General features: G+C 72.7%; 5 protein-coding genes. All 5 read right to left on the bottom strand.

The genetic code is table 11. The features are described from left to right. Positions 1–213: 213 nt before the first annotated feature. Complete coding sequence (panD, locus tag ETD96_RS39800; RefSeq protein ID WP_138641653.1) at positions 214–630, bottom strand: aspartate 1-decarboxylase; 417 nt, start codon at positions 628–630, stop codon at positions 214–216. After that, positions 630–1,484, bottom strand: coding sequence for a pantoate--beta-alanine ligase (gene panC, locus ETD96_RS39795; protein ID WP_138641652.1), 855 nt, complete (start codon positions 1,482–1,484; stop codon positions 630–632). Before panC ends, panD begins: the two co-directional genes overlap by 1 nt. Before the next feature lie 48 nt (positions 1,485–1,532). Further along, the gene (locus tag ETD96_RS39790; protein WP_138641651.1) at positions 1,533–2,474 is read right to left on the bottom strand and encodes a Rossmann-like and DUF2520 domain-containing protein; all 942 of its coding nucleotides are present in this window, start codon (positions 2,472–2,474) and stop codon (positions 1,533–1,535) included. Positions 2,475–2,584: 110 nt separating this feature from the next. After that, entirely contained in the window at positions 2,585–5,074 is a 2,490-nt protein-coding gene (locus ETD96_RS39785) for an ABC transporter permease (RefSeq protein WP_138641650.1), read from the bottom strand. Then, entirely contained in the window at positions 5,074–5,847 is a 774-nt protein-coding gene (locus tag ETD96_RS39780; protein WP_240808563.1) for an ABC transporter ATP-binding protein, read from the bottom strand. The genes ETD96_RS39785 and ETD96_RS39780 overlap by 1 nt, the downstream gene beginning before the upstream one ends. Positions 5,848–6,004 lie beyond the last annotated feature (157 nt).

Here is a 6,004-nt window from a genome sequence, read left to right as displayed (position 1 = left end):
CCTAGATCTACACTCTCTCCGTCGTCGGCAGCGTCAGATGTGTATAAGGGACAGGCTCACACGCCCTGCGCGGCACACGTACGACTGGTCGCCCCCCACAGGACGGACGGCCTCGGTCGAGGTCCGCCGCCGCAGCTCGCACGCCGTGCGCGTCCGGGCATGGCAGGTCGCGCCCAGAGACGGACGGCCTCGGGCGAGGTCGCGCTCGGGGGGTCAGCCGTGGACCAGGTCGCCTCGGGTGGTCTTGGTGCCGGGGACGGGCTCGGCGGGGTCGCTGCCCAGGGAGATGATCTTGTTGGAGCGGTCGACGTGGACGACGGTGGGCACGAACTCGCGGGCCTCGGCGTCGGTGAGCTGGGCGTAGCTGATGATGATCACCAGGTCGCCGGGCTGCACGAGGCGGGCCGCGGCGCCGTTGATGCCGATGACGCCGGAGCCGCGCTCGCCCGCGATCAGGTAGGTCTCCAGCCGGGCGCCGTTGTCGATGTCCACGATCGAGACCTGCTCGCCGGGGAGGAGGTCGGCGGCGTCCATCAGGTCCTGGTCGATGGTGAGCGAGCCGACGTAGTGCAGGTCCGCCTGCGTCACCGTGGCGCGGTGGATCTTGGACTTGAACATCGTCCGGATCATCAGTGCTCCTTGCCGAGCTGGAGGTGAACGTTGTCGATGAGGTGGGTGGCGCCGACGCGGCCGGCGACGGCGAGGACGGCGGGGCCGCCGCCGGCGGCGGGGGTGAAGGTCGCCGGGTCGACGAGGACGAGGTAGTCGAGTGCGAGGGGCGGGTCGGCGGTCGCGGCCCCGTCGAGGACGGCGCCGGCCGCGCGGAGGACCGCGTCCGGCCCGTCGTCGGCGGCGTCCGCGCCGGCGCGGAGGGCGCGCGACAGGGCGAGGGCGGTCCGCCGCTCGGGTTCCGAGAGGTAGCGGTTGCGGCTGGAGAGGGCCAGCCCGTCGGGTTCGCGGACGGTCGGCGCGCCGACGATCCGCACGGGCACGTTCAGGTCCGCGACCATGCGGCGGATCATCGCGAGCTGCTGCGCGTCCTTCTCCCCGAAGACCGCCGCGTCGGGGCGGACGAGGTTGAGCAGCTTGAGCACGACGGTCAGCATCCCGTCGAAGTGGCCAGGCCGCGCCGCGCCCTCGATGACCTCGCCCATCGGTCCGGACTTGATCGTGACCTGCGGTTCGTCCGGGTACATGACGTCGCGGGTCGGCGCGAAGACGAGGTCGACGCCCTCGGCGGCGCACGCCTCGACGTCGGCCTCGAACGTCCTCGGGTACCGGTCGAAGTCCTCGCCGGGCCCGAACTGGAGCGGGTTGACGAAGATGCTGACGGCGACCTTGTCGGCATTGCGGCGGGCCTCGCGCATCAGGGACAGGTGCCCCTCATGAAGCGCGCCCATGGTCGGAACGAACGCGAGCGTGCCCTCGATACGCGCGCGCGCCGCGGCCAGTTCCTCACGCGTCCGCGCGATGACGGGTTTCAAGCGGCCTCCTGAGGTGGGGGCGGAGGGACGGGGGGTGGCTGACCAGAGTCAATCGGCCAGGGCTTCCAGGAGGCGTTCGGCGTCTTCGGGCTTGAGCAGCCCGGCGCCGAGCGCGCGGTCGGCGGTGAGGCGGGCCAGGGCGATGTAGGCGCGGCGGCTCTCCGGGGACACCTTGCCCAGTTCGGCGATGTGGTCGGAGACCGTCCCGGCGTCGCCGCGCGCGACCGGGCCGGTGAGGCCGTCGATGCCGAGGCGCAGCCCGTTGTCGAGGGCGGCGCCGAGGAGCGGGCCGAGCATCCGGCCGGGTTCGGCCACGCCCGCCCGCGACAGCAGGTCCATCGACTCGACGACCAGGGTGACCAGGTGGTTCGCGCCGCCGGCGAGCGCCGCGTGGTAGAGCGGGCGCGCGTCCTCGGTGATCCACACCGGTTCGCCGCCCATCTCCAGGACGAGCGCCTCGGCGACGGGCCGCAGCGGCTCGGGCGAGGTGACGCCGAACGAGATGCCGGTGAGCCGGTTCACGTCGTCGGGGCGTCCGGTGAAGGTCATCGCCGGGTGCAGGGCCAGGGGGAGCGCGCCGGCGCGGGTGAGCGGGTCGAGGACGGCCGTCCCGTACCGGCCGCTGGTGTGCATGACCAGCTTCCCGGTGACGGGGACGCCCGCGGCGACGAGGCCGGCCGCGAGTTCGGGCAGCTCGTCGTCGGGGACGGTCAGCAGCACCAGGTCGGCGGCCGCCACGACGTCCTGCGGCGGGGCGACGTCCGCGCCGGGAAGGCGCTCCTCGACGCGGGACCGCGACCGGTCGGACACGGCGGCCGCGGCGACCACGCGGTGGCCCGCGCGGGACAGCGCGGCGCCGAGCGCCGTGCCGACGCGGCCGGCGCCGACGACGCCGACCGCGAGCCGCGCGGGCCTGTCCTCCGGGGCCTCCGCCCCCCCGCGGGGGGCCTTTGCGGGCGCGCCGGAGGAGGGCGTGACGTTGGGGTCCATCGGTTTCGTTCCAGTCCTCACGTGTAGGTACCGGACGGGCGCGAACCAGAGTACCCATGGGACCCGGTCACGTGGTCCGGTGGGTGACGAGCGCCACCCCGCCCTCCCATTCAGTCATGCGCGAGGGACTCGACGATGGACGTCTTCGCGGCGCGCCGCGCGGGCATCACGGCGGCGGGCGTCCCGGCCGCGCCGGCCAGGAGGACGAACCCGGCGATCTGGAGATAGGGCAGGGCGAACACGGCACCGTCCGCCATCGCGCTGGTCGCGGCCAGGCCGAACACGATCCCGAGCGCGACCCCGGTCACCGCGCCGATCACCGCCATCACGACCGCCTCGATCGACAGCATCCGGCGGAGCTGGCGCTTGGTGAGGCCGAGGGCGCGCAGCAGCGCCGATTCGCGGGTCCGCTCCACGACGGAGAGGGTCAGCGTGTTGGCGATGCCGAACAGCGCGATGATGATCGCGAGGGCGAGCAGCCCGCCGAAGACCATCAGCACCATGTCGATCGCGTCCTCCAGCTGCTGCTGGAAGTCGGCGCTGGACTCGACCTTCGCCGCCGGGTACGGCTGCGCCGCCTGGTCGACGGCCTTGCGCACCCGGTCGTCGGGGACGGCCTCGTTGCTCTTGACGAAGATCTCGGACGGGTCCACGGCGCCGAAGTACCGGGCGAAATCGGCCTCGGGCAGGACGATCCCGTTGAACTGCCCACCGATCTTGTACACGCCGCTGATCTTGACGGGGACGGTACCGCTGCGCGTCGTGACCTGGAGCGTCCGGCCGACGTTCCAGCCCGAGCCGGTCACGGCGCTCTCGTCCACGAACGCGGTGCCCTGCTTGAGGTCGGAGAGCGCGCCGGTCTTCATCTCCGGCTTCGCGATGTCGCCCCATGCGGACGCGCTGACCGTGGTGATGGACGCGTCCTCGCCGTCGACCTTGGTCTCCTTGTCACGGAGCTCGACGACCTTCTCGACTTCCGGCCGGTTGCGCAGGTCGTCGCCAAGCGCGCGCGGGAGGGCCTCGCCGTTCTGGGTGGCGATCCTGTACTGGACGGGGAACTGCTCGTCCAGCTCGTGGCTCGCGGTCGCCTTGCTGCTCGCCCCGATGACCGCGAACAGGCTCATCAGCCCGACGCCGACGGTCAGCGCGATCGTGGTGGTGGCGGTGCGGCGCGGGGCGCGCTGCGCGTTCGCCACCGCCAGCCGCCCGGGGACGCCGCCGAGCCGCGCCGGGATCGCCCCCGCGAGCCGTCCCAGCGGGCGGACGAGCGCCGGCATCGCCGCGACGACCGCGAGGAAGAAGACGCAGCCGGAGAAGGCCACCGCGAACATCGCGGCCTCGCCCTTCTCCATCACCAGGGCCGCGAACACGCCGATGGCGAGGCCCGCGAGGCCGAGCAGGACGGCGGCGGCGGTGCGCCACACGCCGAGCCGGAACCGTCCGCCGCCCGGCTCGGCGTCGGCGCGCAGCGCCGCGATGGGCGCGACGCGGGTGGCGGCGCGGGCGGGGAGCAGCGCGGACAGGACGGTCACGGCGACGCCGACCGCGAGGCCGACCAGGACCGTCCGCAGCGCGAGCGACGGGCCGGTGACGGAGACGTTGCCGTTCAGGTTGCTGATCAGCACGAGCGCGCCCTGCCCGAGGCCGACGCCCACGCCGAGGCCGAGCAGCGAGCCGGTCAGGCCGACCGCCGCCGACTCGGTGAGGACGCCGGCGAAGATCTGCCGGCGGGTCGCGCCGACGCAGCGCAGCAGCGCCATCTCCCGCATCCGCTGCGCGACGAGGATCGCGAACGTGTTGTAGATGACCAGGGCGGACACCAGCATCGCGACCAGCGCGAAGATCAGCAGCCCGGTGCGGATGATCTTCGTGTCGGCGCCCGCCGCCTTCGCCAGCTTCGCGCCCAGCTCCTCCCCCGTGTAGACGCGCTGGCCGGGGCCGGCGGCGGCCTTCACGGCGGACATGGTCACCGTGCCCGCGATGTCGATCTCCTGGAACGACGTCTCGCCGGTCATGCGGGCCGCGGTCACCGGGTCGAACCCGACCGCGCCGAAGATGCTCGCCTCCTGGTCGATGCCGAAGTCGACCAGCCCGACGACGGTGAACTTGTGCGGCCGGTTCTTGTCGTCCAGGACCGTCACGGTGTCGCCGACGGCGAAGCCCTCCCGCTTGGCGACCTTGCCGTCGATGACGGTCTCGCCGCCGTTCGACGGGGGCCGTCCCTTGTCGACGTCGTAGCGCAGCAGCCGTCCGGACGGCACGGACATGCCCATCGTGGGGTAGTCGCCGACCGTCTTACCGTTCTTGCCCACCAAGGCCGCCTCGCCCTTAACGGCGCCCTGGGCGTCGGTGACTCCGGGAAGGCCGCGGAGCTTCTGCAGCAGCGAGGGCGGCAGGCCCTCGTCCGATGACTCAGCCGGGAGGACGGCGATGTCCACCTTGTCGGCTGACTGGGCGAACGTCTTGGCCACACCCTTGTTCATCGTGTCGGTCAGGACGAACGTGCCGGAGATGAAGCCGACGCCCAGCGTGATGGCGACTGCCGTCAGCAGCAGCCGCAGCTTGTGGGCACGCAGGCCCGCCAATGTCGTCTTCAGCATCAGGCCCCCAGGGACTTGAGCCGGTCCAGGACGGCCTCAGGGGTCGGCTGGTAGATCTCGGAGACGATCGCACCGTCCCGTAGGAACACCACCCGGTCGGCGTAGGAGGCGGCCACCGGGTCGTGGGTCACCATCACGATCGTCTGGCCCATCTCCCGGACGGACGCGCGCAGGAACCCGAGGACCTCCGCGCCCGCACGCGAGTCGAGGTTTCCGGTCGGTTCGTCCGCGAAGATGACCTCGGGACGGGCGACGATGGCGCGCGCGCACGCCACCCGCTGCTGCTGGCCTCCCGACAGCTCGCTCGGCCGGTGGTCCAGTCGGTCGCGCAGGCCGAGAACGTCCACGACCTGCTGGAACCAGGCACGGTCGGGCTTGCGTCCGGCCAGTTCCATCGGCAGCAGGATGTTCTGCTCGGCGGTGAGCGTCGGCAGCAGGTTGAACGCCTGGAACACGAAGCCGACCCGGTCGCGGCGCAGCAGCGTGAGCTGCCGGTCGCCCATCCCGGTGATCTCGGCGTCGCCGAGCATGATCCGCCCGCTGGTGACGGTGTCCAGCCCGGCGAGGCAGTGCATCAGCGTCGACTTCCCGGACCCGGACGGGCCCATGATCGCGGTGAACGCGCCGCGGGCGAACCCGACGCCGACCCCGCGCAGCGCGTGCACGGCCGCGTCCCCGGACCCGTACACCTTCGACACGCCCTCGGCGGTGACGGCGGGCGGCGCCGCGGCGGCGGGGGCTCCCCCGGGCGGATCGGTGAACGTGCTGGTCACGGTGGCTCCTTCATGGGTCGTGCTACGTCGTCGTCGCGTTCGCGATCGATCGGGAACCACGCTAGGAATCCGGGCCGCCGCTGCCATCGCCCCGGCGTCCACGCTCCGCGTCCCCCTCCCGGCTATCCGCGCCGCCCGCGTACGACCTGAGTCGTAC

This window comes from Actinomadura geliboluensis (genome assembly GCF_005889745.1).
GTDB lineage: Bacteria > Actinomycetota > Actinomycetes > Streptosporangiales > Streptosporangiaceae > Spirillospora > Spirillospora geliboluensis.
The sequence above is the reverse complement of the archived record's forward strand: the minus strand, read 5'-3'. Positions and strand labels throughout refer to the sequence as shown.

What these genes read in the sequence shown, in the direction of transcription:
- panD (WP_138641653.1), bottom strand. Translation starts at nt 630, where the DNA reads ATGATCCGGACGATGTTCAAGTCCAAGATCCACCGCGCCACGGTGACG.
- ETD96_RS39790 (WP_138641651.1), bottom strand. Translation starts at nt 2,474, where the DNA reads ATGGACCCCAACGTCACGCCCTCCTCCGGCGCGCCCGCAAAGGCCCCC.
- ETD96_RS39785 (WP_138641650.1), bottom strand. Translation starts at nt 5,074, where the DNA reads ATGCTGAAGACGACATTGGCGGGCCTGCGTGCCCACAAGCTGCGGCTG.